Consider the following 26,150-nt stretch of genomic DNA (forward strand, 5'->3'; position numbering starts at 1 on the left):
CTTTGCCTGAGCAGCAGTGACATCTGCGCCGGCGACGGCACCACCTTGCCGGTTGGCGTCGTCGGCCACGGAAACGCGCCCTGCTCGATGCGCTTTGTCAGCAGGCAAAGGCCGACGCCATCGTTGCAGAGGCACTTCACCACCTCTTGCGGCCGCGAAAAGCGTACAGCGAGCCGCCAGAAGGATCTGTTCCAGGCGATCAACGCAGCAACCAACAGCGCACCGATCCCACTGACGATCTGCGCCTCGACACCCTGGCTGAAATGCCACCCGACCGCCAACGCGACGAGGCCGATGATGCCGGCCACCGTGCTCGGCTGGCAGATATAGTCCATGAGAAACTTGCCCACGATGATCTCCCAGCCGGGTATCGCAGACTGGCCGGGATATTTAGAGACCTCAGTGGAGGTTCGAACTCGCGGCAGGGCGGACCATGAGATCGTCATGGTCAGCCAGGATGTAGACGGTATCACCGTCCTGGCCGACGATCCGATCCGTATGGATCAACGGACTGCCGTCGAAATACGGGTCGTCCTCGCCATAGACGTGCCGATAGCCGCCCTGATAATCGAAGGGCTCGACCTCCACGACCTCACCGTTACGGAAGACCACGCGCTCGCCACGGTTGCCGGCCGCGTCATACCACACGAGTGAGAAGCTGACCGGGTTGTCGCGCGCGAACTGCTCGACCGCCTCCCGCTTCTGACCTCGAGCCTCGAACGAAATCCAGATCGCCGGTTCGAAGCCGGGCGCGAGGACGTTGAGATCGCGGTCGCGGATCGACTCCGCCCGCGCCTTCTTGGCGAAACAGCCACCATCGCGCCACTGCTGAGCGCGACCCGTCTTTTCGTCGAAGAAGAGGTGATGCGTCGTGGTCATCAACGCGTCCCCCGCAGAACGTCGGCAATTGCCGCACTCCACCGAGCGATCTCGGCCGCTGTGTAGATGCGAACCTCGCCGGACTTCTTCTCACTCTTGGTCGTCGCGGTGCGCATCATCGCCGATCCACGTTGGCCCCAAGGGGCCGGACCGCGATTGTAGTCGCGGAGATCAGAATCACTCACTTGAAATCCAGTCGTTGGTCATGAACACCGGGGTTAATTCCCCGATGCCGGAGTCATACGAGAGCGCATCTCGCAACTTCAAGCTTCGTGTGCAAGCTTCGCGGACATTGCGATGGCACGCGCGAGCTTCGCCTCAAGATCGTCGATGATGTGCCGGCGACCCTCTCAATCGAATTCGTCGGGGACCTCCTGGGCGAGACGCTCGACGCGCGCTGCCCACCAATGTCGCCACTCGGCCTTCAGGGATGGTGGCGTACATTAGAAGGGAAGCTCTAAAGCGATGTCGCAGTCGGGCGTGCTGTCGCGCCGCATGACCGCTTGGAACGCGCGGCCGATGCGCTCCTCCGGCCGCAACGAAACAAGGCAAGCGCGCTCCGCCCTTGGAGCTTTGCCAGGAACTTGTTGTAGCTGATGCCCGCCGATGCGGTCAGGCCAGTCTCTGCAAAGATGCGGGCCCGGATCTCGCTTGCGACCTTCGTCGCGGTCGGGATGCCCTTCAGGTTCTCCGTTACGTCGAGATAGGCCTGGTCGAGCGAGAGCGGCTCGACGAGAGACGTGTACTCCTCGAAAATGTCTCGGATCTGGCGCGAGACCGCGCGATACACGTCAAAGCGCGGTTTGACGAAGATCAGCTGCGGGCACAGGCGCACGGCGCGCCGGGACGGCATGGCCGAGCGAACGCCGAACTTTCTGGCCTCGTAGCTGGCGGCAGCCACCATACCGCGCTCGCTCGAGCCTCCGACAGCGACTGGCAGTCCACGCAGCCGGGGGTCGTCCCGCTGCTCCACCGACGCATAGAACGCGTCCATGTCGATGTGGATGACCTTGCGAATCGGGTACGTCACAGGCCGATTGCCGTTTCGGATCCCGCAGCCTATCGCGAGACCAATCACCCCGTCACGGGCGAGCACATTCCGACGAGGTAGACGTCCAGGTTTCGACGGCAGGACCGGCAGAGGCTATCACGCGGATGCACGACGGGCGCCCCGTCGGCCGCCGCGCTCCGGCATCAATGCGGGTGCTGCGAAGTGCCGCGCCGGCGAGTGCGTCCGACCTCAGGGCTCCCCTGCCCGATTTGCCGCCCTCCGTCTCGTCGGGGCCGTGAAGCGCCACGCGACGCGGCGCTCGCCCGTCTCGTCGGCAACCAGCCCCTCGGCTTCGCCGGCGCAAAGGCGCGCCAGCGCCAGACCGAACAGCCGGCAAGTCTCGGCGGTCCTGCGCGGCGGCTCGGCCGCCGCGTCTTGCAGGGCAACCTCGACCGTCAGGCGAGTGACCCTTCCGGGCGGCGGCCGTGTCGTCTCTGGGACGGCGTAGTGAGCGAGAAGGACCTGCAGCAGCTTCACTGCGTCCGCGTCCGGGAGTTCGACGTCGTACACGCCGCCATGCCACCGCAGCACGCGCCCGCGATGGTCCCGGCCTTCCGGCTGGATGCTGACGTCCACGCGCTGCCCAGTCGTCGTAGTGAGGCCAGTGTGCGCCAGTCGGAGATCAGGAGTCATTGCTGCCTCTGCCACAATGCAAAGCGGCATCCCGCGCAGCCCTGGGGCTGACGATTGACGCCAAGCCCGCCAAGATCTTGGCAGGAGGCGAATCCGGGTTCCGAGCAGGCGCCGCCAGAATGCCGACGAGGCGTGCAGCAACGTCGCGCACGAGGGTAGCAGGCCAAGCGGGATGCATCGCGCGGACCTCGTCCATGGCCGCCTCGAGCCTAGGAACAGCTTTGGCGTCGCTCCCGAGGGGCATCCCGTCTGTAGTCCCGTCGCCGGGGCGTTCGGAGTTGGAGGGCATTGGCGAAGAATGCCCGATCTGGAACAAAAAGGAAACACGTTTGTGGATCCGGGCCGACACTCAGGCAGCGTCTGATCCGTTTTCGATCGGCCGTGAGCACCATGCTTACTTGACTTGCGAGACGACGCCGTCGAGCGCTCCACGCTCGGTGTTGCGGTTCTGGCGTGACGGACGATGCCTCCCATTCAGGCCGAATGCGCTACGGTGTTCTGCTCAAGGGTCAACTGGGCAGGACGACCATGCCGCTGGCCAGAAGTTGGACGCTGCTGAAGAGCAGCATCGAAGGCTTCATCGCAGATGAGGCGATGACGCGCGGTGCCGCCATTGCCTGCTACACGATCTTTTCCGTAGCCCCGCTGCTCGTCATCGCGATCGCTATCGCAAGCACGGTGTTCGCGGAGGCTACGGTGTGGGGCGCCGTTCTCGACCAGCTTCGTGCGCTGGTCGGCGAACAGGGTGCGACAGCAGTCGAGAGCATGGCTCACGGCGTGGACGCCGGCTCCGCTGACGGCTTTCCAGCGCTGCTCAGCGTCGCCGTGCTGCTGATCACGGCAAGCGGCGTTTTCGCCGAGATACAGTCGGCGCTGAACGTCATCTGGAAAGCCGAACCGAGGGCGGCGTCCATATCCTACCTCGTGCGGGCCAGGTTGCTCAGCGTTGGCCTTGTCGCGACCACAGGCTTCCTGCTGCTCGTCTCGTTGCTGGTCAGCGCGGCGATGGCCGCACTCGAGACATCAGCACGCGGCCGGTTCCCGGAGATGGCCGCTCTGGTGAGGGCGCTGGGTTTCTTCACGTCCTTTGTGCTGACGGCGCTCCTGTTCGCGGCGATCTACAAGCTTCTGCCGGACCGCCGGCTCGAGTGGCGGGATGTTGCCGTCGGCGCACTTGGAACTGCTTTCCTTTTCACCTTTGGAAAGACGCTCATCGGCTGGTACATCGGCGGCAGCGGCTTGGCCCAGCGGTACGGCGCCACGGGGGCGCTCGTCGTCGTTCTGCTCTGGGTCTACTACTCCGCACAGGTGTTCCTGCTGGGCGCCGAGTTTACCCGGGCGTGGGCTGAGCAGAGACGACACCGCCGGCTCAAGCCGGTCCGATTGCCGGAGTAGGCGAACCAGAGAAAAGGCGGGAGAGCGGGGTTCGCGGCCACGCCTGCGAAAGCCGTTCACGCTCGACGGGCCGCCGACACGCGTGCGAAGGGCGTTCGCCGGCGCAATGGCCGACGGGGGGCTGACCAGGCGGATCGTGCCGAGCTGACGCGTTATAGATAGCTCAGCCACCAGTCGCGTCGGCGCCGCTTCAGCGCAGCGAACCACCGGCACATCGGATAGAGCAGCAGGACGACGAAGATCCAGGTAGCGTATATGCCGATTATGCCGAGGCCGTAGCCATGCGGCTTTTCGGGCACGAAAGTAGGGAGCAGCCAGCCCGCTTCGCCCACTGTTGCCAGGGCGAGCAGCACGGCAAGAAGGTGGATCAGCGGCAAGTGCACAACGTAAAACAGGAACGGCACGCGGCCATAGGTGACGAAAAGCCCGCCAAGCGACCCGTAGCCCCTTCCGCCAGCGATGGCATCACCAGCGCGGGTCCGAGCGTCTTCGTCAGGTAAGCGAGGGACGGCGGGTACTTCTCGCAGTTCAGGAAGGACAGCAGCGTTCCGAGCGCACTCGCCTGCGGCGCCCAGGGTTCCGGATCGCCATAGACGTTGGTCCATCGCAGCAGCACAAAGCCGGCGGTGACCGCAAGCCCAGTCCAGAGCAGGACGCGGCGTCGCGTTTCTGCGTCGCGTCGGAACAGCGGCCCCATCGCATAGCCGAGCGCCATCACACCCGGCCACGGGATTAGCGGGTAGATCAGCAGCAGCCGGCTGTCGCCACCGAGGTCGAAGACCGTCGGTTCGTGCAGCACGTTCCACAGCCAGCCCGCGCTGCCGAACTCGCGAGCATGGATGCCGTCCAGCATGTTGTGACCAACGATCATGACGACGCCGATCGCGCCGATGGCGCCGCGCGGCAAGTAGACCAGGCCTGCCAACACGATCATCGATGCGCTGATGGCCCACATCACCTGGGCTATGAAGACGTGCAGGTCGAGGGTCAGGTTCCAGCCGAAGCGCACCAAGCTGAATTCAATGAAGACGATCCAGATGCCACGGGTGAGTAGGAAGCGGCTGAGCTCGCCGGTGCTTCGGCCACGGCTGCCGTAGAGCCAGGCCGAGATGCCAGCGAGCAAGATGAAGATCGGGGCACAGAAGTGCGTGACCCAGCGCGTCAGGAACAGCGCGGGGCAGCGATGTCGCGCGGGTTCTGGCCGCTCGCGCCGATGAAATCGCGGGTGTGATCGAGCGCCATGACCACCACCGCCAGCCCCCGGAGCAGGTCGATGCTGTCGAGCCGCACGCTGGCTTGCGCGTTTGGCAGCGGCGCCTCCGAAGTTTTTGCCCCGGCCTGGATGCCAGCCATGACGGTCCCCCCTCGACAGCTTCCGTCGCAGTGCAGACATCGATCGCGCAGAGGCCGATTGCGCCGAGATGCCGCTGCACTAGCGCAGAGCGTTCCAGATCCCTTCCCGGTGCACGGTTTCGGACATGCCGTTCGCCCATGTGACGAAGATAAGCTTGATCGACAGATCGAGATTGATTCTCGGTAGCGGATCACCACCGCCATAAGTCACGAAGCCGATGAGATCGAAATCGTCGACGAGTATCGCGTCAGTGTGCCATGTCCTTGGACGAACCACACCCCATCGTCGCCAGCCCCATCTCTGACGTCGATGAAGTCCTTCCCATACTCCGGCACGATAGCGTCAGCGCCGCCGCCGCCGATTCGGCTTTCATCAGCGTCGCGGCCGCCGTCGATCCAGGTCATCCCGCCGGTGTCAGGGACTGCGCGCCGTCCCGTCATCCACCGGCACAGCGCCGCCGCCGGAAGCGGCCGATTCATGCAGCGCGGCAAGCACGGACACCGTCGCCGCGCCGATCTCACCGGGTGCAAGGTTGAGGCTGGAATCGCCGCGGGCCGCCGCGACCAGGGCGTGGATCGGGCCGGCGGTGTCGTAGTACCAGGCGCCTGCCGACGGCGACAAATCCTCAACCGTGCCGTCCAGCCGACGAACCAGGGCGCAATGTCCATCCACCGACAGGTCGAGCGTCCCCGCGTCCCCGGTCATGACCAGGCGCAGCAGCGCGGGCGAGCCCTCGGGCCAGGCGGCGGCGCCGGACAGCACGGCGTTCGCGCCGCCGCGGAAACGCAGCGCGGCGGAGACCGCGAGATCCACGGGCTCGCCCAGCATCGTCGCCGCCACGCGGTCTGGCTCCAGCCCCGTCAGCCACAGCAGCAGCGCGACGGAATGCGACATCTGCCCCCAGGCGAAGCCGCCGCCACCCGCGGGATCCTGCCAGGTAGAGGGCGGCGGGCGGAACATCGTGGTCTTCCACAGGCCCATGCCCTGGTTGCCGCTGAACACGTTGCGCGTGGCGGAGACGAAGCTGCAGAGCGCGTGCTCCAGCCGCCCGATCGCGCGGGCGGCGAGCCTGTCGCGGATAGCGGCGATCCCCGGCCGCCAGTGATAGCCGTTGCCCACGATGAGTTGCCGGTCGGCGCGTCGTGCGCGGGCGACGAGATCCCAGGCCTGCGCTGGGTCGAGCGTCATCGGCTTCTCCACCAGCACATGCGCGCCGGCCGTCAGCGCGGCCGCCGCATGGGCATGGTGCAGCGGGTGCGGGGAGGACACGACCACAGCATCGGGCCGGCGCGCCAGCACCTCCTCCACGCTTTCGGAGGCGAAGGCGAACCCGAAGCGGTCCCTTACCGCCGAGAGTTCCGCTGCGCCGAGCCGGCACACGGCATCCAACTGCACGCCGGGAATGGCCGCGAGGTTCGGGATGTGGTGCGCGGCTGCCCACCAGCCCGCGCCGATGACCGCGACGCGCGTCATCGCCCGCCCTCCAGCAATCGCTGCATCGTGCCGCCGAGGATCGCATCGCGCTCCGCCGGCGAGCAGCCCGGCGCGTGGCGGCGCACGATCTCCAGCGCCTGGCGATAGGTCATGTAGCGCGTCGAGACCGGCCAGTCCGAGCCCCAGACCAGCCGATCCGGCCCGAAGGCGTCGGCCAGCCCGCGCACCAGTAACTGCACGCGCGGCAGCGGGAAGTCCCAGCCATCCTCCTCGGCATAGCCATGGCCGCTCAGCTTCAGCACCAGGTTCGGCGCTGCAAGCGCGGCCTGCGCGACGGCGGCGAGCTCGGCGTCGTCGCCGGTGCGCACGCGAAAGAGGTGATGCACCAGCACCGGCAGCCGCGGCACGCGCGCCGCAGCGGCGGCTACCGTCGCGGCCTGGGACGGACCGGCGGCAAGGCTCAGCAGCAGGCCTCGTTCCTGAAGTAGGGAAAGGCAGGCCTGGCCTTCGTCCGATAGCAGCCAGGATGCAACAGCATCCTCGACCATGTAATGCGTGACGCCCTTCAGGCCCGGCGCGCCGTCGAGCAGCGCGCGCAGCCGCGCCGGTGCGCCGGGCGTGTGATGGGTTGGGTGCCATCGACAGTCGAAATCTGCGAAGGGCACCAGGCGGCCGCCCGCCCCCTCGATCGCGGCAACGACGTCCAGGAAGTTCTGGGGATTGGCGCCGATCGCGGCGCAGATGACGACGGCGCGCGCGACGCCGGCGCGGCCCATCTCCCACAGCAGGCTGGCCACGTTGCCCTTGCCGGGATCCGGCACGGGCGGGTCGTAGGGCCAGCGCGCCCAGGCATGGCAATGCGCGTCGAGGATCATGCGGCGTCCTCCCGCTCCAGCCAGCCGGGATCGGGCATTGAAGGCGGCACGGCGTCGAGCAGCGCGCGCGTGTAGGGGTGCCGAGGGCTGCCGATCACGTGCTCCACATCGCCCTCCTCCACGACACGGCCGCCGCGCATCACCATCACGCGGTCGGCGAGCTGCCAGGCCGTGGTCAGGTCGTGCGTGACATAGACCAGCGACACGCCGCCCTCCTGCCGCAGCCTGTGCAGCGCGCCGAGGATGGTCCCGCGTAGGGACGCGTCCACCATCGAGACCGGCTCATCCGCCACGATGACGCGGGGCTTGAGCATCATCGCACGCGCCACCATGAGCCGCTGCCGCTGCCCACCTGAGAGCTGGTGCGGATACCGCCCGAGCGTCTCGGCCGGCCGCAGGCCGACAGCTTCCAGCGCCCGCGCCGCCAGCGCGCGCGCCTCATCGTCGCTCGAGGTGAGCCCGAAGCGGCGCGCCGGCAGCAGCAGCATGCGGTCCACGCGATAGACCGGGTTGTAGGCGCCGAAGGGATCCTGGAAGACCGCCTGCACCGCGCGGCGGTAGGCTGCAAAAGCGGCGCCGCGCAGCGAATGCACATCCTGCCCCTGCCAAAGCACGCGGCCCGCGGTCGGGCGCAGCAAGCCCAGCAGCAAGCGCGTCAGCGTGGTCTTGCCGCTGCCGCTCTCGCCGACGATCGCCAGCGTTTCGGCGCGGTCTGTGGCGAGCGCCAGCGAGACGCCGGCCAGCGCCGCCGTGTGGCTGCGGCCGAACAGCCCGCCGCCGAAGGTCACTTCGGTATCGCGGAGCTCAAGCGGCATGCGCGGCTTCCTCGGCCGTTAGGTGGCAGCTCGCGAGATGCGCGCCGTGATGCGTCTCGGCCGGCGCCTCCGTTGCGCAGCGCGGCATGGCAAGCGGGCAGCGCGGGTGGAAGGAACAGCCCGGCGGCGGCGCGAGCAGCGAGGGCGCCATGCCCGGCAGCCCCTTGAAGACGCCGCGCGGGCCGAAGCGCGGCAGGCTCTCGATCAGCGCGCGCGTATAGGGGTGGCGCGGTCGGGCGAAGACCTCGGCGATCGGGCCTTCCTCGACCAGGCGGCCGGCATACATGACCGCGATGCGGTGCGCGAAGCCCGCCATCAGGCCCATGTCGTGGCCGACGACGACGAGCGCCGCGCCGATCTCCCGCTGCACGCGCGCCAGCGTCGCCAGCACCTGCTTCTGCACGATGACGTCGAGCGCCGAGGTCGGCTCGTCCGCCACGATCACCGCCGGCCGCAGCGCGATGGCGAGCGCGATGCAGACGCGCTGGCGCATGCCGCCCGACAGCTCATGCGGGAAGCGCGCCATCACCTCCGGCGCAAGCCTGACGGACGCCAGCAGCGCGGCGATCCGCGCGCGTCGGACCGCGCGGCCGCGAGGCTCGCCATGCGCGTCCAGCAGGTCGTCGAACTGCGTGGCGATGTCGAGCACGGGGTTGAGTGCGTTCATTGCGCCCTGCGGCACCAGCGCGATGCGCGCCCCGCGCAGGCGGCGCAGCGCACGTTCGTCAGCCGCCAGCATGTCCTGGCCGTCCAGCAGAATTGTGCCGGCCTCGATACGGCCGGGCGGGCGGATCAGCCGCATGAGCGCGAGCGCCGTGGTAGTCTTGCCCGACCCGCTCTCGCCGACCAGGCCCAACCTTTCGCCCGGCGCGAGATCGAAGGACACGCCCGCGACGGCGCGCGCCCTGCCCTGCGAGGTGGCGAAGGCGACCTCGACGTCGCGCACCGACAGAACGGGCTTCACGGTGCGACCCTTAGCCGCGCATTGGCCAGCCTGTCGAGCCCGGCCGAGATCGCGAGCAGCGACAGGAAGATCAGCGCGAGTGCGACGACCGGCGGCACCCACCACCACCACATCCCGCGAAGCACGGCGCCGCCATACTGCGCCCAGTAGAACATCATCCCGAGCGTGAGCTCGTTCTGCGGCCCGAGACCCAGGGCCTCCAGCCCCACTGTCGCCAGCATCGCGCCGGAGACCGCCGCCGCGAAGGATGCCGCGAGGTAGGGCACCAGATTCGGTAGGATCTCTGTCAGGATCAGCCGCAGCGGCCCGACGCCGTTCAGCCGCGCGATGTCCACCCAGGGCCGCTCGCGAAGCGACAGCACCTGCGCCCGCACCGCCCGCGCCGGAACCATCCAGGCCAGGCCCGCGACCGTCAGCGCCATCAGCCCGACCGTCATGCTGCGCACGTTCACCGCGATCAGCACGAGCACCGCGATGGCGGGAATGGTCATCGCGACATCGGCCAGCGTGCGGATCACCGCATCCGTCGCGCCGCGGAACCAGCCGGCGAGCAGCCCCAGCGCACAACCCACGCCGAGCCCAATCAGCCCCGCCATCAGCCCTATCCACAACGTCTGCGGCAGCGCCAGCAGCAGCGCGGCCAGCACGTCGCGCCCCTGCGTGTCGGTGCCGAGCAGATGCGCCCCGCCCGGCGGCCGGCGCGGCCGCGCGCTGCCGATCTCGGCGAGCGAGGTGTCCACCAGCCAGGGCGCCAGCACACCGGCCAGTGCGAGCAGCGCCAGCAGCAGCAGCCCCGCAAGCAGCAGCCTCTCCCTCAGGATCGCCCGCATCATGCCTTGCGGCCCGTCCTGCCGATCACGCGCGCCGTCCCGTTGCGACGCGCGGGTCCACCAGCGGGTACAGCAGCTCCAGCAGCAACATCGCGACGGCGATGGACACGGAGAGCAGCAGCACGATCCCCTGCACCACGAACAGGTCCTTCTGCTGGATGGCCTGGTAGAGCCGGTAGCCCAGGCCTGGATATGCGAAGATCACCTCGACCAGGATCGCGCCGGAGACGAGCTGGCCGAGCTTCAGCGCGAGCGCCGTCAATTGCGGCAGCAGCGCGTTTCGCAGCCCGTACGCCAGGAAGACGCGGCGCTGGCTCAGCCCCTTGGCCTCGGCCAGCATGATGTAATCCTCGCCGAGCACGCCGACGACCATCCCGCGCATGCCCACGGCCCAGAGCCCGACGGAGGCGAGCACGATGGACAGCGCCGGCAGGGTCGCGTGCCACAGCAGAAGCCCGATGCCGCGGAGGTCGGCGGTCGGCGCGTCGCCGAAGGCGAAGCCGCCGGCGACGGGAAACCAGCCGAGCCCGAGCGCGAGCAGCGCCAGCAGCACCACGCCGAGGATGAAGTAAGGCACGGCCGAGAGCGTCACCAGTGGCACCGCGAGGGCGACCACCCAGCGGGGCGTGCGCGGCCATGCCATGGCGCCGCCGAGCAGCGTGCCGAGCGTGAAGGAGATGATCGTCGCAGCACCCAGCAGCCCGACCGTCCAGGGCAGCGCGCCGGCGATGATGTCCGTGACACGTTGAGGGAAGTTGACGACGGAGACGCCGAGGTCGAGATGCGCGAGGCCGCCGATCCAGGCCAGGAACTGCCGCCAGGCCGGCTGGTCAAGCCCGAAGCGGGCCCGCATCTCGGCGGCGATCGCCTGGACATCCCCGACCTGGCCGCCGCCGGCGGACAGTGCGGCGAGCTGCGCCTCCACCGCGTCGCCCGGCATCAGGCGGGGGATGGTGAAGTTGATCAACAGCGCCAGCACAACGACCAGTCCTGCCATGCCAAGTCGCGCCACAAGATAACGCGCAGCATCGTTCACACGCGCATCTCCGCGATGTCGTCGAGCGTCGCGCCGAGGCCGAAGCCCGGCGTGTCGCTCGGCACCAGCCGCGCGTCGACCGGCACGGCCATGCCGGGAAACAGCCGCGTCTCCTCGAGCGGGATGCCGGGCGCGGAGCCCAGGAAATACTCGCCCCAGCGGCTGCAGGGCGCGGCGAAGCCGAAATGCTGGCCATAGGGCGTGTTCATGCCGGCATGCGGGATGACCTCGATCCCCGCGGCGTCGGCGATCGCCGCGATGCGCAGGCACGCCGTCAGCCCGCCGACCCAGCCGATGTCGGGCTGCAGCACGTCCACCAACCGCCGTGCCGCGGCGGTCGCGAAGGGCTGCGGCATGTACCAGTGCTCGCCGAACGCCAGCCCCGTCCAGGGCAGGCGGGCGCGCAAGCTCGCCAGGCCCTCCATGTCCTCCGGCATCAGGCAGTCCTCGATCCAGCGGAGGCGATAGGGGCGCAGGCGATCGGCCAGGCGCACGGCGTATTCGACGTCGAAGGCCATCCAGCAATCCAGCATGATCTCGGAATGCGGGCCTGCGGTCTCCCGCATCCGCGCCACCGCGGCCTCGTTCGCCTCGAGCCCGGCGATGCCGTCGGCAGGGCCGTGCGGGCAGGGATACTTCGTCGCGCGGAAGCCGAGCTCCATGTGCCAGTCGGTGTCGCCGCCGGTGGCGTAACACTCGATATGCGGACGGGACGGGCCGCCGATGATCTCGTAGACCGGCCGGCTGAGGAGCTTGCCCTTGAGGTCCCAAAGCGCGAGGTCGATCGCGCTGATCGCATAGGCGCCGAGGCCCGGCGCGCCATACGGAGACGCCATGCGGACCATCATGTCCCACAGCTTCTCGGTGGCCATGGCGGGCTCGTCCACCAGCAGAGGGCCGAGATGGCCGTTGATGGTCTCGATCACCGGCGCGCCGTAGCGGCTGACGCCGAAGCCCCAGCTACCGTCGCTCGCGGTGACCAGGCAGCCCACCGCGGGCCAGGTCGGCCGCCAGGCCGCGCGCAGCTTCTTGTAGCGGGGATGGCGCGACATCGGGCCCGCGACCTCGGCGTCGGCCGTCCAGGCCGGTCGGCGCGCCGCCGTACGCGGCGCCCCCCCCACCAGGTCGGAGCGGATCGCGAAGGCCTGGACCTTCTCGACGGTGACGCTCACTGGCGCGGGCGCAGCCGGTGGACGATCAGCGCGAAGCCCTCCCACGGCACGAAGGGTGCGACATAGGGATCGGCCGCGCTCGGCCATCCGGTCCAGTATTGCGTGTTGAAGGTGATGGGGTGCACCTCCTCGGTCAGCGTGACCTGCGGCACGTCGCGCAGCACGATCCGCGTGGCGTCGCGCACCATCTCCATATACGCGGGATCGGTGGCAGAGGGCGCGCTCGCCTCCATGCGGTCGAGGATGCGATCCAGTTCCGGATTCGCGTAGCGCGTGATGGCGCGAAGGTTGCCCGCGCGCTGCCCAGCGGGCGGCGCGTACTTGCTATGGAAATGCTCGAGCGTCTGCCAGGGATCGTAGAGGCTGCCGCAATGGACGAAGACCGCCGCACCGTAAGTGCCGCCGGCGAGCGCGTCGAAATAGGGCGTGTCCTGCAACGGCCGGAACACCGTGTCGATGCCGGCCTGCTGCATCTGTCGCGCGAGCACCGGCGCGATCGGATCACCCTGCTGCGCGATGATGGAGACCTGCCAGGGCTGGCCGTCCGGCAGGCGCCAGCGATTGTCGGGGCCGCGGCTCATCCCCGCCTCCTGGAACAGCCGATCGGCGCGCGCGCGGTCGGGGCTGCCGGTCGCCTCGCGGATCATCGGCTCGATCTGGCGGACATAGGCCTGCACGCCGGGGAAGCTCGCGAAGGGCGCGCGCGCCTCCGGCGCGGAGCCTTCCCAGGCGAGCTCGGCGATCTGCGCGCGGTCCACGACCGCAGCGATGCCCTGGCGCACCGGCGCCCTGTCGAAGGGTGCGGCCTGGTTGTTGAAGGCGAGCCGATGCGTGCAGCCCGCGGTGATGCCCCAAACCGGCCCCTGCGTGTTCCAGGACTGGATGCGCGGGTTGCGCGCGCGCGCGGCTTCCAAGTTGCCGACGGTCAGCGCGCGGCCCATGTCGATCTCGCCGGCTGCGAAGAGCTGCGGCAGCGCCTCGACGGTCGAAGGCCGGTAGATCGCGCGCAACGGCGCCGGCATCTCCCGCACCAGGCCGGCATCCACCGCCCACCACCGGTCGCGCCGGTCGAAGACGATGCCGTTGGCGTCCGACCGCACGACGCGATAGGGGCCGGTGCCGACAGGCCATCCCTGCGCGATGTCGAGGAATCCGAATTCGCGGACGTCGCGGCCCTGCCAGATATGCTTCGGCAGCACGATGAAGCGCGTGGTCTGGCCGGTCGCCAGCGTGTCCTGCGCCCAGCGCGGCCCCGGCTTCGTCAGGCGGATGCGCACGGTGCGCGGATCGACCGCGACGGCGCTTTCCACCCATTCGCGGATCGGCGCCGACATCACCATGCCCGGCGCATTCGCCTTCAGCGTGTCGAAGGTGAAGACCACGTCCTCTGCCGTCAGGGGCTGGCCGTCGGACCAGCGCACGCCGTCGCGCAGCGTGATGGTGAACTCGCGGAAATCTGGGCTGACCTGCAGGCGCTCGGCCTGCCAGGGGATCAGCTCGTTCGTGATGTGGTTCGTGTAGAACAGCGCCTCGTTGACGGTGTAGTGCAGCACGTTGCGCTGGTGCAGCAGCACGCCGTTGTAGGGCGAGAGGTTCTGCGGCGAGGGCACCTGGTTGTAGAGGTCCCAGCCCTGCGTGATCAGGGTCCGGTTGCGCGGCACCGGCGGCAGGTCCTGGGCAAGCGTGGGTGCGGCGGCGAGCGGTGTCGCCAGCAGCGCCGCCGCCAGCACATGGGGCCGCCGGCTTCGGCGCGGTGGCGCAGAGATGCGTGCATCGGGGGTCATGGGCGCTGCCTCCTCCTTGCCGCGCCTTTGCCGGCGCGTTAGCGCTAACACGCTAGGCGCGTGCCGCATTGCCGGTCAACGCCGAAGGCGGGATCACGTGGATTCCCGCACGATCAGCTCGAAGCCGAGATCCAGGCAGGGCGGCGTGACGTCCTCCCCGGCGATGCGCCGCAGCAGCATCCGCCCGGCCTCGAGGCCCATGCGGTAGCGCGGGATCCCGACGGTTGTGAGCGACGGGGTGAGGAGCGCTGCCAGGTCGCTGTCGCCGACGCCAGCGATCGCCAATCGTTCCGGCACCGCGATTCCGGCCCGGCGGGCGCCAAGCAGCAGGCCGATCGCGATCTGGTCGCCGGTGCAGAATACGGCGCTCGGCGGCTGCTTGCCGGCCAGCAGCGGTCCCAGCAGCCCTGCCGCGTCCTGCATCGCCCAGGGGCGTGCCGATTCCAGAAGTCGTGGCGTCGGCAGACCGAGGACCGCGATCGTGTCCAGGAAGCCGCGGGCCCGGGCGGCCGAGCGCGTGTCGGAGGCAGCGGCATGGCCGATCACCGCCAGCCGGCGATGCCCGCGACCCACGAGATGCCGCGCCACGCTTGCTCCCACGGCCATCCCATCCACTCCGACGGCCAGGTCCACGGGATTGTCGGGCAGTTCCCAGAGCTGGACGACGGGAATGCGCGCTGCGCGCAGCAGGGAATCCGCCTTCTCGTCGAGCAGGCCGCCTGCTAACGCGAGACCATCCACGCGACGGCCGAGGAAGGCACGGACGACCTCGCGCTCTCGTCCGCGGTCGTATCCCGTGGTGCCGACCAGCACCTGGTAGCCGGCTGGCCCCACCGCATCCGACAGGCCCTCCACCGAGCCGGCATGCAGCGCGTTCGCCAGCGTCGGCACCACGATGGCGACCACGCGGCTGCGGTTGGAGGCAAGCGCGCCGGCCACGAGATCGGGCACATAGCCGATGCGCGCGATCGCGGCGTGGACGCGGGCGCGCGCCTCCACGCCCACGCGAGCGGGTTCGCGCAGCACCCGGGAGACGGTCTGCGCCGAAACGCCGGCCGCCTCCGCTACATCCTCGATCCGCACACGCCCGCTGCCCCGCGACCGGCGTGCGCGCAGCCCTGCCGCGTTCGCACCGTTCATCACCCGTAGCGGTAACGCGTTGGCGAAGCGGCGGGAAGGGACAGCAAGGGAGAACCAGGCAGCCACCCGATGCAGTTGCCAGGCTTGGCAACGCCGCGGTGTCTCGCAGAGCGCAATGATCAGGCCATAGGTTCAAATCGGGGCGCGCAGCCACCGGCAGGTGCCGGTCAGGCTGTGTACCGGACCGAACTGCTCCGCCTCATGTCGAGTCCCGCCAGCTTGGGGTCGAGCGCTCGAATCCCCTTCCCTGCTCCAGTCGGCCTTCTCACAACCGGTCTCTCTTCGACGGCGCACAGCGCTGAAGCCCAGGTTTGGCCGAGGTTTGCGCGTAGACCTTGATGGTTCGAGGTCGCAACCACCGTCAAGTTCGGGCCGGAGAGAGCAGAGAGTCTCCGAACCTTGAGGGTTGGCCGATTTTACCCTCAAGCTTAAGTCGTTGATCGTGAATCGTTTTTGGCGGACCCTAGTCGCGCCATTCGGGCTTCTGACTGCTCGGGCAGTCACGCCGCACGAACTCTCTCTCGCCCCCAAGCCGAGTGGCGAACCGCTTGCCGAGGCGCAGACGACTGATCATCTGGAGATCCATGTCCGAGATCGACCGCGTCTTCGCCCGCTTTCGCGACGACAAGTCTCCCACCGGCGAGCGCCACGAGCAACGCAGCATTCCCAAGCGCGGCGCCCATGGCACTCAGGGCAGCAGGACCGTCGAGGTTGTGCATGTCCGATCCGGCGCCCCCAGCCGCGCCCCTGAACAGGCTAGGCCGTCCTCCTTCGGGGTTCGCGCGGCGTCCTGGGACGATGGCTTCCCCGCGCGCGACGCGCCGCCCACGTTCCCCGACGCGCCGAAGCCCGCCGTCGCCGCACCGGTCGCGCCGACCTTCCACGTGATGCCGCCGAGGTCACCGTCGGTACCGGCGGCTGAAGCCGCGCCTGCCGTTCCTGACCCGGAGCCCGTCACACCAGCCCGCCGCGGCCGCGGGCGCCCCCGCAAGCAGGCGCCCATCGCACCGGCGAGGCGCGTCGCCGATCCGTTTGATGCGAACGACGACGGCGCGAACTGCCTGCGCTGTGGTTACGTCGTTGAACCGGCGCGCGAGCGGCGCGGCTGATGACCTGCGCCGATTGTGGGTAGCACGGTACGGTGGGCGTTCGTATCTCGCATGGAATACCAAAGCCCTCTGATTTCCGTCGCGCGTCTTCTCCGCCAGAAGAGGTGTCGGCTGGGAAGGGCGCTCTGGCACGGACCGATGAGGTCCCCGGCAGCCTTGCCGCACAGCGCGCCATCTTGCCGTTCACCGTGCTGTCTCTCTGCGCCGATCGCGTGGTAACAGCGATGTCCGGAACGTGGACGCGGCGATTAACACGGCGCCCGTCCCGCCAACGAATGGGAGGAAGAGCGTGTCTGATAGACCCCTCCTTGCTGTCGTAGGCGCGGGCCCCGGCATCGGTCGTGCCATCGCCCGTCGCTTCGCTCGAGAAGGATACCGCTTGGCCGTCTTCGCGCGTGGTCGGGCAGAAGCGGAAGCGGAGGCCTTGCGCTCCGAAGGCTTTGAGGCCACCGGTCAGGCACTCGATGCCGCCGATCTCGAGGCCGTCGCCGCGACCCTACGCGGGATCGGTCCGGTGCGCGTGCTGGCCTGGAACCCCGTGGCGATCACGCGCGTCACGCCACTCGCGTTGCCGCCAGCGCGGCTGATGGCCGACCTCGCAGTATCGGTCGCCGGCCCACTGGCAGCCGTGCAGGCCGTCGTACCAGCCATGGAGGCGGGCGGCTGAGGTAGCATACTTTTCACCGGTGGCGGCTTCGCGTTGCGGCCGAAAGCCGCAGTGGCCTCGGTCGGGGTTGCCAAGGCAGCGCTTCGGAATCTGGCCTTCTCGCTAGCGGAGGAACTTGGCCCTCGCGGCATTCGCGTTGGCACCGTCACGATTATGGGCATGGTCGCCCCTGGCAGCGCCTTCGATCCCGATGCAATTGCGGAAGCCTACGCCGCGATCCATGCCGACCGTGCCGGCGCACTGGGTGTGGAGACCAGCTTTACTGGCACGAGAGTAGGCGATGCACCCAGTGGTTCCGCTTACCCAAAGTAGGGCTGCCATTCTTCCTGCCCCCTCAGAAATGGCGCGCCCTCGGTGGTCGCCGCATCCGGCAGGCGCCCTCGCAGCTCCCGTGCCGCCACCGGCGAAGCGCACGCGGCGCAAGCGTGAAGCCCCGACGCGCGGCTGACCCGTTCGACCCGACCGATGAGGGAGCGAACTGCTATCGCTGCGGGTACCTCATCAAGCCGGCGCGCGAGCGGCGCGGGCTCATGACCTGTGCCGGATGTCGGTAGCACGCTGCGGCAGGATCTGAAGGGGCGCGACGCGGGCGACACCGCGGCCCAGCCGGCGGCACAACTTGCGTCGCCCCACTATACACTCCTCCTGCGATCGTGCGGAGTGAGCAACGGCCGGTTGCGGGCCAGCCCATTTTTTCAGCCAGCTGTAGCTTGCGACCACAGATCGGCACACCGTCGCAGCCGATCTGGTTTAGCTTGATTGCGGTTAGGCGGTTGAGGTCAAGGCATGCCGGCGGAACGCGGCCGCGGGGCGAGGCGAACCGATAATGCGGCCAGGTCCGGCTGGGTTGCAGCGCTCAGCGCCACGCTCCTGATGCAGGTCGTCGCCGTGTTCGCGACGCAAGCGCTGCCCGTCCTGGCGCCGCTGGTAACGCGTGATGCAGGCGTGCCGCCCGAAGCGATCGGGCGCCTCTATGGTCTGGCCATGATTGGTTCGGTGCTGTTCATGGCTTTAGGTATGCCGATTTTGGCCCGGCTTGGTCCCGTGCGCACGCTGCAGATCGGCGCTGGCCTCGCCGCGCTTGGCCTTCTGGCAGCAGCCGCCGGTTCGCCCATGGCGCTGCTAATCGCGGCGCTGCTAGTGGGTCTCGGCAATGCACCGTCTATTCCAGCCGGCAGCAGGATCCTCGCTGCGACGGTGCCAGCGGCTCATCGGACGCTGATCTTCTCGGTAAAGCAGGCCGGCGCCCCGTTAGGAGGCATGATAGCTGGCGTCATACTGCCGCCGCTTGCGCTGTTTGGCGGCTGGCCGGCGGCGCTGCTGTTTGTAACGGTTGCTCTGCTCGGTGCGGCGCTCGTCGTCCAGCCGATGCAGGCGACACTTGATTTGGAGCGCGACCGGTCGCGTGCGGTGAGTCCTCGCGCGCTGTTGGCGCCTGCGAACCTAGTACTGCCGTTCGCCGCGCTGCTGCTCCACCCACTGCTAATCCCGTTAACGGCACTCTGCTTCGTCTTTGCCGTCGCAAATGGCTGCCTTTGGGCGCTACTCGTCACCTTCCTGGTCGAGGCGCGTGGGCTAACGCTTCAGCAGGCCGGGTTAGCCGCAGCCGCAATGCAGGCTGGCGGGGTGGCGGCACGGGTCGGTCTCGGCTGGCTCGGCGACCGAACCGGCGGGGCCACGCGGAACTTGATTGTTCAAGCCTATGTGGCGGCGGCCTCGCTCGCGCTTCTCGCGCTGGTTCCGGCAGAATCGCCCTTGGTCGCGTTTGTGCTCGCCGCCACACTGGCTGGCGCGACAGCAACGAGTTGGCAGGGCATAGCGCTGGCGGAGCTTGCGCGAGTTGCTCCTTCGGAGCGGGTGGCAGAGGCCACCGCAGGCACAAGTCTAGTCGGCTACTCTGGCTTTGCAGTCGGACCGGCCGCGTCCGCCGTAGTCATTGCACAAACTGGCGACTGGACGCTGCCGATGCTGTCTGTCGCCGCGCTGCTAGCGATTACCGCTGCTGCCCTAGGCCCGCGCCTCCGCGCTCTGGCGTATCGCCCATCGGGCTGATTGCAGCACCCGTCTTCGACCGTGGCCGCTCCAGACTGCATGGCAAGCGACCGGCGTAAAATCGTGCCGAACGTCAGCAGAACATCGGCCCGCTGGGCACCCGGCGCCAGGTCTCCTCGGTAGTCGTCGCATCCGGCAGGCACCCTCGCACATCCAGCAGCCGGCCGTGGCGATGGCGCCGGATCCTGGCGCGGAGCCCTCGCCCGCTCCTCGTGCCGACGCTGCTCACGCCGCCGCGCAGCCGCGGGCGAAGAGCATACGTCGTAAGCCCGAGGCGACGACGCGGCGCGTTGCCGATCCGTTTGATGCGAACGACGACGGCGCGAACTGCCTGCGCTGCGGATACCTGGTCGAACCGGCGCGCGAGCGGCGTGGGCTGATGACCTGCGTCGCGTGCAGAGAGCACGCTGCGCCGCGGGTTCGTCTAGCAATCCGGCCCCGGCGAAGCTGTCGGCCAGGTCGTCCCAATCCACCATGGCGTGCCTCCCTCAAGGACATTCGCGAAGGCCCGGCGTGCGCTACTCCGGCAGCCCGGCGAGACGGAGGCCGTTGATCATCCGCGCCAGGCCATCCGGGCTCCAGTTTGCGCGGTCGTGCAGGTTGGCGAGGCAGAGCGCTGGATCGATTGCGCGAATTGTCGCCATCACCTGACCTGCCGCGCCGATTCGGCCGGTCAGGGCGAGGCTGGCCGCGGCGACGCGCAGACCCGGCCCGTAGGTCGGCTGCGCCCGCAGCGCGCGTTCGGCCCAGACCCGCGCGTCATCGTAGCGATCGGCAATGAGGTGCGCCGAGGCGATGCCGGCCTGCACTACGAAGATCTCGGGATCGACGGGGCTGAGCCGCATGGCTCGCAGGAAGCAGCTGATCGCCTCATCCGGCTCGGCGCGCCAGACCCGGATCCAGCCGCTCCACATCCAGGCGTTGCCGTGGTTGGGGTTGAAGGCCAGCGCCTGCTCCAGCAGGTCGGCGCCGGTCTCGAGGTCGTCGCCCACGCGCGCGATCGCGAAGCCGGCTGCGCTCAGCGCCTGCGCATCGTCCTTGCCAAGCTCGACGGCGCGGCGCGCGAGGCGCAGGCATTCCGGCACGCTGCGATCGCGATCCGCCATCCAGCCATTGGCGGCGAGGAATCCGTAGCAGCGCGCCGCCATGCCGTAAGCCGCGGCGAAGCCCGGATCAATCGCGATCGCGCGCTGGAACAGCTGCAGGGCGTGCTCCTGGGATTCGCGGGTCCAGACATGGATCGCCGCCGCGCCGCGGAGGTAGGTTTCGTAGGCGTCCAAGCTGTCGGTCGGCTTGCGCGAGGCGCGCTCGATCTCGACTTCTTCGAGCTTAGGAGTAACGGCGCCGACGACAGCGGCCGCCACCTCGTCCTGCAGGCCGAAGATGTCCTCCAGCGAGCCTTCGAAGCGATCGGCGGAGATGAGCGCGCCCGTCATGGCATCGACCAGCTGGGAGTGCACGCGCACCCGATGGGACGCGATCTGCGCGCTGCCTTCCAGCAGGTACCGCACGCCGAGCTCGCGCCCGACCTGCTTCGCATCCACCGCGCGGCCGCGGTAGACAAAGCTGGAGTTTCGCGCGATGACAAAGAGCCAGCGCATGCGGCAGAGGCCGGTGATGATCCCCTCTACGATGCCGTCGACGAAATGGTCCTTCGACGGGTCGCCGCTCAGGTTCCTGAAGGGCAGCACGGCGATGGACGGCCTGTCCGGCAGCGACAGCGGCCCGTCCTCGGGCGGCGCGGGCCTTGCGGCCGCTTCCTCCCTCGCCTCGCCGACGAAGCGCAGGCCCTTGCGCGGAATGGTGCGGATCAGCGCCTGGCGCTCGCCGCTGTCGCCGATGGCCACGCGCGCGGCGTTGATGCAGGTCGCAAGCGCGGATTCCGACACGATGCGCCCGCCCCACACGCCCTCGATCAGGTCGTCGCGCGTGACCAGCCGGTCGCGGTGGAGGACGAGGTATTCCAGCAGGTCGAAGGCCTGCGGCTCGATCCGCACCGGCTCGCCCTGCCGGCGCAGCTCGCGCCGGTCAGTGTCGAGGCAGAACTCGGCGAAGTGCCAGCGCATCGGCGGTCCGGACCGTCCAGAGACGGATCGAGCCTAGCAAGCAAAGACAAAGCAAGGCAGGGCATACCCGACATCCAACACCCTACTTTCCCCGCGGTGCCGGCGCTCGATCGGCAGGGGCGGCGAGGCAGAGGCGCCGAGGACGGATGCGGCGGCATGCCTTCGCCAATCCCGCTCTCACATTCCTCCGGCGGGACGTTGGATCAAGGACCGGGGCGCGGGGCACGCGTGCTTCGCGTCCTGATCCTGTTGCTGGCGCGGCGCCTAGGGCCGGCCTGTTGGCTCCTAAGCTAGCCGCAGGTAGCACTGCCGCAGATGCCGGGGCGGGCAGCCGTGCCTACCGGACCGCCGGCAGGACGGCGCGTGAGGTCCCTTCGGCCTCGAAGGTATCCGCCGCGTTGTAGGTCTCGACGGTTTGGCCCTCCTGCTCGGGCTCTAGGCGTTCGGTGCGGGGGTCGTCGGGGAAGAAGCAGATCTGCCGGAGCGGTGCCTCGCCCGTGTTGCGCAGCGAGTGCTTCACGCGGGCCGGCAGGAGGAGCACGTCTCCCGCGCGGTAGGGCTCGGCCCCTTGCTCAGTTAGGCACTCGCCCTTCCCTTCCAGCACGAGGATGACCTCCTCCGCCGCGTGGAGGTGCCACGGAACCACGGCTCCGGGACCGAGGACGTTCTCGTGGATGTCGGAGCGCTCGGTCCCGAGCGTGGGGTTGGCGACGAAGTTGCGGACCCGGCTCCGCGATCCGCTCGGGAACTTACCCAGGACCTGCCGCAGCACACGCATGCGCGCCTCCTCGGGTTGTCCAGCGCCGCAAAGACGGTGGCACAAGCGGCCGGTCTGCCAGCCTCACATGTGAGGGAAGGAGCGGCGCCGTCGCCGCCCGCTATGAAGACGACGGCTGCATCGGTCCTCGGCGCGCTCCGCCTCGCTGTCAGGGCGACTGGCTCAGGTGCTAGCGGGCCCTAGACCGCGTCTTCGCCCGATGCCGGTGAAGGGATTAGTGATCTTCTGCCGTGGGCGCTCCGTTACGCTCGGCCTGTCAGGCGATCTCCTCCTCGCCGGGCACGTCAGTCTTCTCGCCGAGCGTCTCGCGCACATAGAGCTTCTTGACGAGCACGAAGGCGACCACCGTCAGGGGCGCGGAAAGCACGGCGCCTGGCAGGCCGAATATTGAGCCAAATGCCACAACCGAGACCAACGTTAGCGCGGGCGGCAGATGCACCATGCGCTTTTGGACGACCGGCATAATGACGTTGCTCTCGATCTGCTGGATCGCCACGAACAGGAGGAGCGTCCAGAGGAAGGCGTAGCCGCCAAGGCCGAGTGACAGCAGCAGTGCCGGCACAGCTCCAGCGATCGGCCCGATCACCGGGACGAACTCAGTGAGGCCGGCGAAGAGGCCGATGGCGAGCGGCGCCGGTAGTCCGAGCGCCCAGGATCCGAGACCGGCAAGCGTCCCGACGATCGCCATTGCCAGCAGCGTCGCCAGTAGCCAGGCTCGGAGCGCGTGGCCGCTAGCCAGCAGGGCGTCGTCGATACGGTCATGCTGCGCCTTCGGGAACAGCTTGACGAGCCCGCGGCGATAGAGACCGGGATCGGCTGCCAGGAACGCGCCGACCACGACGGGAAGCACCAGCGATGTCAGCAGGTCGACGACAATCACGCCGAAGTTCGCGACGGGCCGCAGGATGCTGCCCACTGCTGCAGTATCCAGCCCGCCTCCATTGTCGCCAGCGGAGGGGGACGGCTGGCTCCCGCCTGCCTGCCGTCCCTCCGGTGCGGCGCCGGTCGCGTTCCGAACGGCTTCGGGCAATTAAACCCCAAACCGGCCTTCGAACGCCTGAACCGCGTGCGGCAGGGCCTCTCCAAGCCTCGAGACCTGGACCTGCATCTGCCCGCCGATCAGGATTCCCATGAGAATCAACGCTGCGAAAATGCATCCTCCGGCGGTGGCGACCGCCGCCCGGTGGCCGAGCCCGAGGTAGCGCTTGCAGGGCTCTGCCGCGGCGATCAGTGCGACGGCGACGACCACACCACCGAAGGCCAGCAGAAAGGCCTCTCGAGCCCACCAAAGCAGCACCACCAGCACGACCACAGCTGTCACGATGAGCGTCCGGCGGAGGAAGGCGACCTCGGCACCGCGCTCGCTTCGTGCTGGCGTGCGGCCGCCGTTCGAGATGACGTCCACGGTCAGCTACCCTGCCGCGCGCGGAGCGCGTGGAGCAGAACGTCGGTAGCATTGGCCATGGTTCGTACCTCCGGGGTTCAAGGCCGAACGCCCTGGCTACAGGTGGGATTATCCGACAGTCGACACGAATTCGCCCTCGGGATCGCGCGGCGCCCCTGCTCTGAGGTCCTGAAACCTGGGCGCGATCGCGGGGTTGCAGGGGCGCACCGATACCGGAACCGCGGCTGTGCGCCTCTTTGCCTGCCAGAACTGCCGCAACCAGGGATTGAACGCCCCGATTCAGATCGAAGTCGGACCACTAGAAATCGTTGCTTACATTCCTCAGTCGGTACTACCGCCAGGTTGGCCCGTAGCAGGGATGCTAGGGTGCGCTTTCAAACCACTGCCCGGCAGCCTTTCGGGTAATCGGGGCGGGCCGGCCGGAAGCTCAGGCGGGCGTGGCCTCGACCAGGCTCACCGCCGACCCGGTCGGGATGACCCGGTCGAGCCGCAGGCCCGCGGCGGTGAGGAAGCCGCGGTACTCTGCCTCCGTGCGCTCGCATCCCCCGGTGCGCACAAGCATGGTGAGGTCCATGAGCATGTCCTCCTGGACCGTCGGCGACGCGGTGGCCTCGATCCGGTCGGGCAGCACCGGCTCGACCAGCAGCAGGCGCCGCCCGCGCCCGCCGCCTTCCATCGCGCGGCGGCAATTCGCCAGCACGGAGACCGCCCGCGCCTCGTCGAAGCTGTCGATCACGCGCGACAGGACGTAGAGGTCCCCGCCCTCCGGCACCCCGGCGAACATGTCCCCGCCCACCACTTCGCAGCGGTCGGCCACGCCCGCCTCCGCGAGCAGCCGCGGCGCGCCCTCGACCACCTTCGGCAAGTCCATCAGCACGCCGCGCAGGCCCGGCCGCGCCCGGAGGATGTCCGCGATCAGCCGCCCCCTGCCGCCTCCGACATCGACAACGATGCCGTCGGCTGGGAAGTCGTAGGCTGCCACGACGGCCCCGGCGACGGTGGCCGAGAGCGCGGTCATGCCGGCGTTAAACACCGCCCCGAAGCGCGCGTCGGCGGAGTAGCGCTGGAACGCGTCCTCGGCCCCGAAGAGCAGGTCCGCCGCGGTCCGCCCGCTGCGCACGCACCGCTCCAGCTCCCCCCAGGTGACCCAATAGTCCTCGTCGCCCCACATCAGCGCCAGGTCGCGCACCGAGCCGGGCGCGCCGGTCAGCAGGGCGGCGCCGAGCGGTCCGAGGGCAAACCGGCCGTCGGCGGCCTCGGAGAAGACGCCGTAGGCAGCGACGGCGCGCAGCAAGCGCCGCAGCGACGGCGCGTGCGCGCCCGCGTGCCGGGCGAGGTCCTCGGCCGCGAGCGGGCCGTCGGCCAGCAGGTCCGGGAGGTCCAGCCGGAGCGCGACGTGCAGAGCGCGGGACGCCTGGTAGGCGGTCGCCAGGCGTAGCGCCCGCTCCGCTGCATGGCGGTACGGCCCCGCCGGTGGAGGCGCGCCACCGGGGCCATCGTGGATGTCCGACATCTGCCAACCTCCCGGCCGGGCGAGACCCGAGGATGAGGGCCCGGCGGCCACGCGGTCCCGGCACCCCCAATCCCGCCCGACCCCGCAGCCGCCGTCAACCAAGCTCGCACCCGGACCTGGGGAGGCCGCGGGCCCGCCCTGGCGGGACGTCGAGGCGGCGCTGACTTTCCCACTCAACCGGAATCAGCTTCATCAACGCCGGCAGCGCCATCCCTTCCGGATGGCACCCATCCACAATCGCCTGCACGATCTCCGGCGCCAGGAGCGTCAGTCGTAGCAGCGTCCCGAGGTAGGCGCGCTCGATCCGCTCCGCGGCCGCCATCTCGCTGATCGAGGCGTAGCGCCCTCGATCCAGTAGCCGCTGGTACCGGAACGCACGCGCCAGGGCCTTTAGCAGCGCAGGGTCCGCACGCGTCGCGATCGCGCAGTCGCTGCCGTCTTCGACCGGCGTCACCACCGTCTTGCGACCAGGCCTGCGCCGAATGGCGAGCGGCACGCGGACGGAGATGTGGGTTGTTGCGGCGGTCATGCGGCCGCCAGTGCGTCGGGCGTCGGCGCTAGGTCGCGGACCAGCCCAGCGAGACCCTCGACCCGAAGCCGAATGTCCGCGCCCTCGGGGCCGACGATGACGCGGTCGACCAGCGCGCGCACGATCCGCGCCTGTTCGGCCGGGAATAGCTCGTGCCACAGCGGGTCGAGCCGATGCAGCGCGTCGCGGACTTCGCGCTCGGTCAGGTCCGGCGCATCGTGCCGCGCCGCGAGCCAAGTGCCGGCGACAATCTCAGGCTGCCGAAGCAGCGCCCGCACCTGGTCGACAACGGCGCGCTCGATCTCGGCGGCGGACACGCGCCGGACAATGTCGTCACCGGCATCACCCTTCAGCACACGCTGCGAGACGTAGTAGCGGTAAAGCCTACCCTTCTTCCGCGCGTGGGTCGGCGACATCGCCCGCCCGTCGATCCCGAAGATCAGCCCCTTCAGCAGCGCCGGCGCGTGATGCCGGTTCTGCGCAGCGCGGGCTCGCGGGCTGACCTGGAGGACGGCATGCGCCTCGTCCCAAAGCGCGCGCGGCACGATCGCCTCGTGCTCGCCGCGGTAGACGTTGCCCTTGTGCGTGACCTCGCCGATGTAGGTCCGCAGGTTCAGGATCTTGTAGACGTCGCCCTTGTCCAGCGGCCGGCCGGACTTCGCCGTGATG

The 26,150-nt window shown here is 69.1% G+C and carries 27 protein-coding genes and 1 pseudogene; 4 read left to right on the forward strand and 24 right to left on the reverse strand.

The genetic code is table 11. The features are described from left to right. The 4 genes and pseudogenes from tnpB to ACLF3M_RS33810 form a co-directional block, all read right to left on the reverse strand. Positions 1-350: IS66 family insertion sequence element accessory protein TnpB (gene tnpB, locus ACLF3M_RS33795; RefSeq protein ID WP_430661425.1), on the reverse strand; the 350-nt coding region annotated here is incomplete at its 3' end. A gap of 49 nt (positions 351-399) precedes the next feature. Continuing rightward, a complete protein-coding gene (locus tag ACLF3M_RS33800) occupies positions 400-879 on the reverse strand; it encodes a hypothetical protein (protein ID WP_430661426.1) in 480 nt (159 codons plus the stop codon). 568 nt (positions 880-1,447) lie between these two features. Further along, positions 1,448-1,909: pseudogene (gene dinB, locus ACLF3M_RS33805) on the reverse strand (DNA polymerase IV); the annotation flags it as partial. A gap of 210 nt (positions 1,910-2,119) precedes the next feature. After that, entirely contained in the window at positions 2,120-2,506 is a 387-nt protein-coding gene (locus tag ACLF3M_RS33810) for a hypothetical protein (RefSeq protein WP_430661427.1), read from the reverse strand. A gap of 540 nt (positions 2,507-3,046) precedes the next feature. On the opposite strand from ACLF3M_RS33810, the gene ACLF3M_RS33815 reads away from it, so the two are divergent. Beyond that, positions 3,047-3,958, forward strand: a complete 912-nt coding sequence (locus tag ACLF3M_RS33815; protein ID WP_430661428.1) for a YihY/virulence factor BrkB family protein — start codon at positions 3,047-3,049, stop codon at positions 3,956-3,958. Between the two features lie 152 nt (positions 3,959-4,110). On the opposite strand, the gene ACLF3M_RS33820 is transcribed toward ACLF3M_RS33815, so the two are convergent. From ACLF3M_RS33820 to ACLF3M_RS33880, 13 genes are all read right to left on the reverse strand, one after another. Next, a complete protein-coding gene (locus ACLF3M_RS33820) occupies positions 4,111-4,335 on the reverse strand; it encodes a hypothetical protein (RefSeq protein WP_430661429.1) in 225 nt (74 codons plus the stop codon). Next, the gene (locus ACLF3M_RS33825) at positions 4,326-5,129 is read right to left on the reverse strand and encodes a DUF1624 domain-containing protein (RefSeq protein ID WP_430661450.1); all 804 of its coding nucleotides are present in this window, start codon (positions 5,127-5,129) and stop codon (positions 4,326-4,328) included. Before ACLF3M_RS33825 ends, ACLF3M_RS33820 begins: the two co-directional genes overlap by 10 nt. Further along, the gene (locus ACLF3M_RS33830) at positions 5,120-5,311 is read right to left on the reverse strand and encodes a hypothetical protein (RefSeq protein ID WP_430661451.1); all 192 of its coding nucleotides are present in this window, start codon (positions 5,309-5,311) and stop codon (positions 5,120-5,122) included. The genes ACLF3M_RS33825 and ACLF3M_RS33830 overlap by 10 nt, the downstream gene beginning before the upstream one ends. Positions 5,312-5,518: 207 nt before the next feature. Continuing rightward, positions 5,519-5,716 carry a hypothetical protein gene (locus ACLF3M_RS33835; RefSeq protein ID WP_430661430.1) on the reverse strand — a complete coding sequence of 66 codons (198 nt, stop codon included), beginning with the start codon at positions 5,714-5,716 and terminating at the stop codon, positions 5,519-5,521. A 10-nt stretch (positions 5,717-5,726) separates the two neighbouring features. Continuing rightward, positions 5,727-6,785, reverse strand: coding sequence for a Gfo/Idh/MocA family protein (locus ACLF3M_RS33840; protein WP_430661431.1), 1,059 nt, complete (start codon positions 6,783-6,785; stop codon positions 5,727-5,729). Then, positions 6,782-7,621, reverse strand: coding sequence for an amidohydrolase family protein (locus ACLF3M_RS33845; RefSeq protein ID WP_430661432.1), 840 nt, complete (start codon positions 7,619-7,621; stop codon positions 6,782-6,784). Before ACLF3M_RS33845 ends, ACLF3M_RS33840 begins: the two co-directional genes overlap by 4 nt. Further along, entirely contained in the window at positions 7,618-8,436 is an 819-nt protein-coding gene (locus ACLF3M_RS33850) for an ATP-binding cassette domain-containing protein (protein ID WP_430661433.1), read from the reverse strand. Before ACLF3M_RS33850 ends, ACLF3M_RS33845 begins: the two co-directional genes overlap by 4 nt. Beyond that, the gene (locus tag ACLF3M_RS33855; protein WP_430661434.1) at positions 8,426-9,400 is read right to left on the reverse strand and encodes an ABC transporter ATP-binding protein; all 975 of its coding nucleotides are present in this window, start codon (positions 9,398-9,400) and stop codon (positions 8,426-8,428) included. The genes ACLF3M_RS33850 and ACLF3M_RS33855 overlap by 11 nt, the downstream gene beginning before the upstream one ends. After that, positions 9,397-10,233, reverse strand: a complete 837-nt coding sequence (locus tag ACLF3M_RS33860; RefSeq protein ID WP_430661435.1) for an ABC transporter permease — start codon at positions 10,231-10,233, stop codon at positions 9,397-9,399. The genes ACLF3M_RS33855 and ACLF3M_RS33860 overlap by 4 nt, the downstream gene beginning before the upstream one ends. A gap of 22 nt (positions 10,234-10,255) precedes the next feature. Then, entirely contained in the window at positions 10,256-11,227 is a 972-nt protein-coding gene (locus ACLF3M_RS33865; RefSeq protein ID WP_430661436.1) for an ABC transporter permease, read from the reverse strand. Between the two features lie 35 nt (positions 11,228-11,262). Beyond that, on the reverse strand, positions 11,263-12,438 hold the full coding sequence (locus tag ACLF3M_RS33870) for an enolase C-terminal domain-like protein (protein ID WP_430661437.1): 1,176 nt from the start codon (positions 12,436-12,438) through the stop codon (positions 11,263-11,265). Further along, positions 12,435-14,222, reverse strand: coding sequence for an ABC transporter substrate-binding protein (locus ACLF3M_RS33875; RefSeq protein ID WP_430661438.1), 1,788 nt, complete (start codon positions 14,220-14,222; stop codon positions 12,435-12,437). The genes ACLF3M_RS33870 and ACLF3M_RS33875 overlap by 4 nt, the downstream gene beginning before the upstream one ends. 93 nt (positions 14,223-14,315) lie before the next feature. Further along, complete coding sequence (locus ACLF3M_RS33880; protein WP_430661439.1) at positions 14,316-15,362, reverse strand: LacI family DNA-binding transcriptional regulator; 1,047 nt, start codon at positions 15,360-15,362, stop codon at positions 14,316-14,318. Positions 15,363-15,946: 584 nt separating this feature from the next. Between ACLF3M_RS33880 and ACLF3M_RS33885 the strand changes: the two genes are divergently transcribed. The 3 genes from ACLF3M_RS33885 to ACLF3M_RS33895 all read left to right on the forward strand — a co-directional run bounded on the left by ACLF3M_RS33885 (position 15,947) and on the right by ACLF3M_RS33895 (position 19,190). Next, entirely contained in the window at positions 15,947-16,471 is a 525-nt protein-coding gene (locus tag ACLF3M_RS33885; protein WP_430661440.1) for a hypothetical protein, read from the forward strand. 289 nt (positions 16,472-16,760) lie between these two features. Continuing rightward, positions 16,761-17,138, forward strand: a complete 378-nt coding sequence (locus tag ACLF3M_RS33890) for an SDR family NAD(P)-dependent oxidoreductase (protein WP_430661441.1) — start codon at positions 16,761-16,763, stop codon at positions 17,136-17,138. A gap of 873 nt (positions 17,139-18,011) precedes the next feature. Further along, positions 18,012-19,190, forward strand: a complete 1,179-nt coding sequence (locus ACLF3M_RS33895; protein ID WP_430661442.1) for an MFS transporter — start codon at positions 18,012-18,014, stop codon at positions 19,188-19,190. Positions 19,191-19,708: 518 nt separating this feature from the next. Here ACLF3M_RS33895 and ACLF3M_RS33900 read toward each other — a convergent pair. From ACLF3M_RS33900 to ACLF3M_RS33930, 7 genes are all read right to left on the reverse strand, one after another. Further along, positions 19,709-21,256, reverse strand: a complete 1,548-nt coding sequence (locus ACLF3M_RS33900) for a winged helix-turn-helix domain-containing tetratricopeptide repeat protein (protein WP_430661443.1) — start codon at positions 21,254-21,256, stop codon at positions 19,709-19,711. Between the two features lie 337 nt (positions 21,257-21,593). After that, complete coding sequence (locus ACLF3M_RS33905; protein WP_430661444.1) at positions 21,594-22,034, reverse strand: cupin domain-containing protein; 441 nt, start codon at positions 22,032-22,034, stop codon at positions 21,594-21,596. A gap of 256 nt (positions 22,035-22,290) precedes the next feature. After that, positions 22,291-22,950 carry an AI-2E family transporter gene (locus ACLF3M_RS33910; RefSeq protein WP_430661445.1) on the reverse strand — a complete coding sequence of 220 codons (660 nt, stop codon included), beginning with the start codon at positions 22,948-22,950 and terminating at the stop codon, positions 22,291-22,293. A gap of 114 nt (positions 22,951-23,064) precedes the next feature. Beyond that, complete coding sequence (locus tag ACLF3M_RS33915; protein WP_430661446.1) at positions 23,065-23,439, reverse strand: hypothetical protein; 375 nt, start codon at positions 23,437-23,439, stop codon at positions 23,065-23,067. Between the two features lie 427 nt (positions 23,440-23,866). After that, positions 23,867-24,952: a methyltransferase gene (locus ACLF3M_RS33920; protein ID WP_430661447.1), complete on the reverse strand. Its 1,086-nt coding sequence runs from the start codon at positions 24,950-24,952 to the stop codon at positions 23,867-23,869. A 94-nt stretch (positions 24,953-25,046) separates the two neighbouring features. Next, positions 25,047-25,481: a hypothetical protein gene (locus ACLF3M_RS33925; protein ID WP_430661448.1), complete on the reverse strand. Its 435-nt coding sequence runs from the start codon at positions 25,479-25,481 to the stop codon at positions 25,047-25,049. Continuing rightward, a partial coding sequence (locus ACLF3M_RS33930; protein ID WP_430661449.1) for a recombinase zinc beta ribbon domain-containing protein occupies positions 25,478-26,150 on the reverse strand: 673 nt, incomplete at its 5' end. The genes ACLF3M_RS33930 and ACLF3M_RS33925, both read right to left, overlap by 4 nt.

Origin of the sequence: Falsiroseomonas sp. HW251, assembly GCF_050563545.1 — a bacterium.
Classification (GTDB): Bacteria; Pseudomonadota; Alphaproteobacteria; order Acetobacterales; family Acetobacteraceae; genus Falsiroseomonas.

What these genes read in the sequence shown, in the direction of transcription:
- ACLF3M_RS33840 (WP_430661431.1), bottom strand. Translation starts at nt 6,785, where the DNA reads ATGACGCGCGTCGCGGTCATCGGCGCGGGCTGGTGGGCAGCCGCGCAC.
- ACLF3M_RS33845 (WP_430661432.1), bottom strand. Translation starts at nt 7,621, where the DNA reads ATGATCCTCGACGCGCATTGCCATGCCTGGGCGCGCTGGCCCTACGAC.
- ACLF3M_RS33920 (WP_430661447.1), bottom strand. Translation starts at nt 24,952, where the DNA reads ATGTCGGACATCCACGATGGCCCCGGTGGCGCGCCTCCACCGGCGGGG.
- ACLF3M_RS33900 (WP_430661443.1), bottom strand. Translation starts at nt 21,256, where the DNA reads ATGCGCTGGCACTTCGCCGAGTTCTGCCTCGACACTGACCGGCGCGAG.
- ACLF3M_RS33865 (WP_430661436.1), bottom strand. Translation starts at nt 11,227, where the DNA reads ATGGCAGGACTGGTCGTTGTGCTGGCGCTGTTGATCAACTTCACCATC.
- ACLF3M_RS33850 (WP_430661433.1), bottom strand. Translation starts at nt 8,436, where the DNA reads ATGCCGCTTGAGCTCCGCGATACCGAAGTGACCTTCGGCGGCGGGCTG.
- ACLF3M_RS33885 (WP_430661440.1), top strand. Translation starts at nt 15,947, where the DNA reads ATGTCCGAGATCGACCGCGTCTTCGCCCGCTTTCGCGACGACAAGTCT.
- ACLF3M_RS33860 (WP_430661435.1), bottom strand. Translation starts at nt 10,233, where the DNA reads ATGATGCGGGCGATCCTGAGGGAGAGGCTGCTGCTTGCGGGGCTGCTG.
- ACLF3M_RS33905 (WP_430661444.1), bottom strand. Translation starts at nt 22,034, where the DNA reads ATGCGTGTGCTGCGGCAGGTCCTGGGTAAGTTCCCGAGCGGATCGCGG.
- ACLF3M_RS33875 (WP_430661438.1), bottom strand. Translation starts at nt 14,222, where the DNA reads ATGACCCCCGATGCACGCATCTCTGCGCCACCGCGCCGAAGCCGGCGG.
- ACLF3M_RS33830 (WP_430661451.1), bottom strand. Translation starts at nt 5,311, where the DNA reads ATGGCTGGCATCCAGGCCGGGGCAAAAACTTCGGAGGCGCCGCTGCCA.
- ACLF3M_RS33895 (WP_430661442.1), top strand. Translation starts at nt 18,012, where the DNA reads ATGCAGGTCGTCGCCGTGTTCGCGACGCAAGCGCTGCCCGTCCTGGCG.
- ACLF3M_RS33800 (WP_430661426.1), bottom strand. Translation starts at nt 879, where the DNA reads ATGACCACGACGCATCACCTCTTCTTCGACGAAAAGACGGGTCGCGCT.
- ACLF3M_RS33925 (WP_430661448.1), bottom strand. Translation starts at nt 25,481, where the DNA reads ATGACCGCCGCAACAACCCACATCTCCGTCCGCGTGCCGCTCGCCATT.
- ACLF3M_RS33835 (WP_430661430.1), bottom strand. Translation starts at nt 5,716, where the DNA reads ATGACCTGGATCGACGGCGGCCGCGACGCTGATGAAAGCCGAATCGGC.
- ACLF3M_RS33880 (WP_430661439.1), bottom strand. Translation starts at nt 15,362, where the DNA reads ATGAACGGTGCGAACGCGGCAGGGCTGCGCGCACGCCGGTCGCGGGGC.
- ACLF3M_RS33815 (WP_430661428.1), top strand. Translation starts at nt 3,047, where the DNA reads ATGCGCTACGGTGTTCTGCTCAAGGGTCAACTGGGCAGGACGACCATG.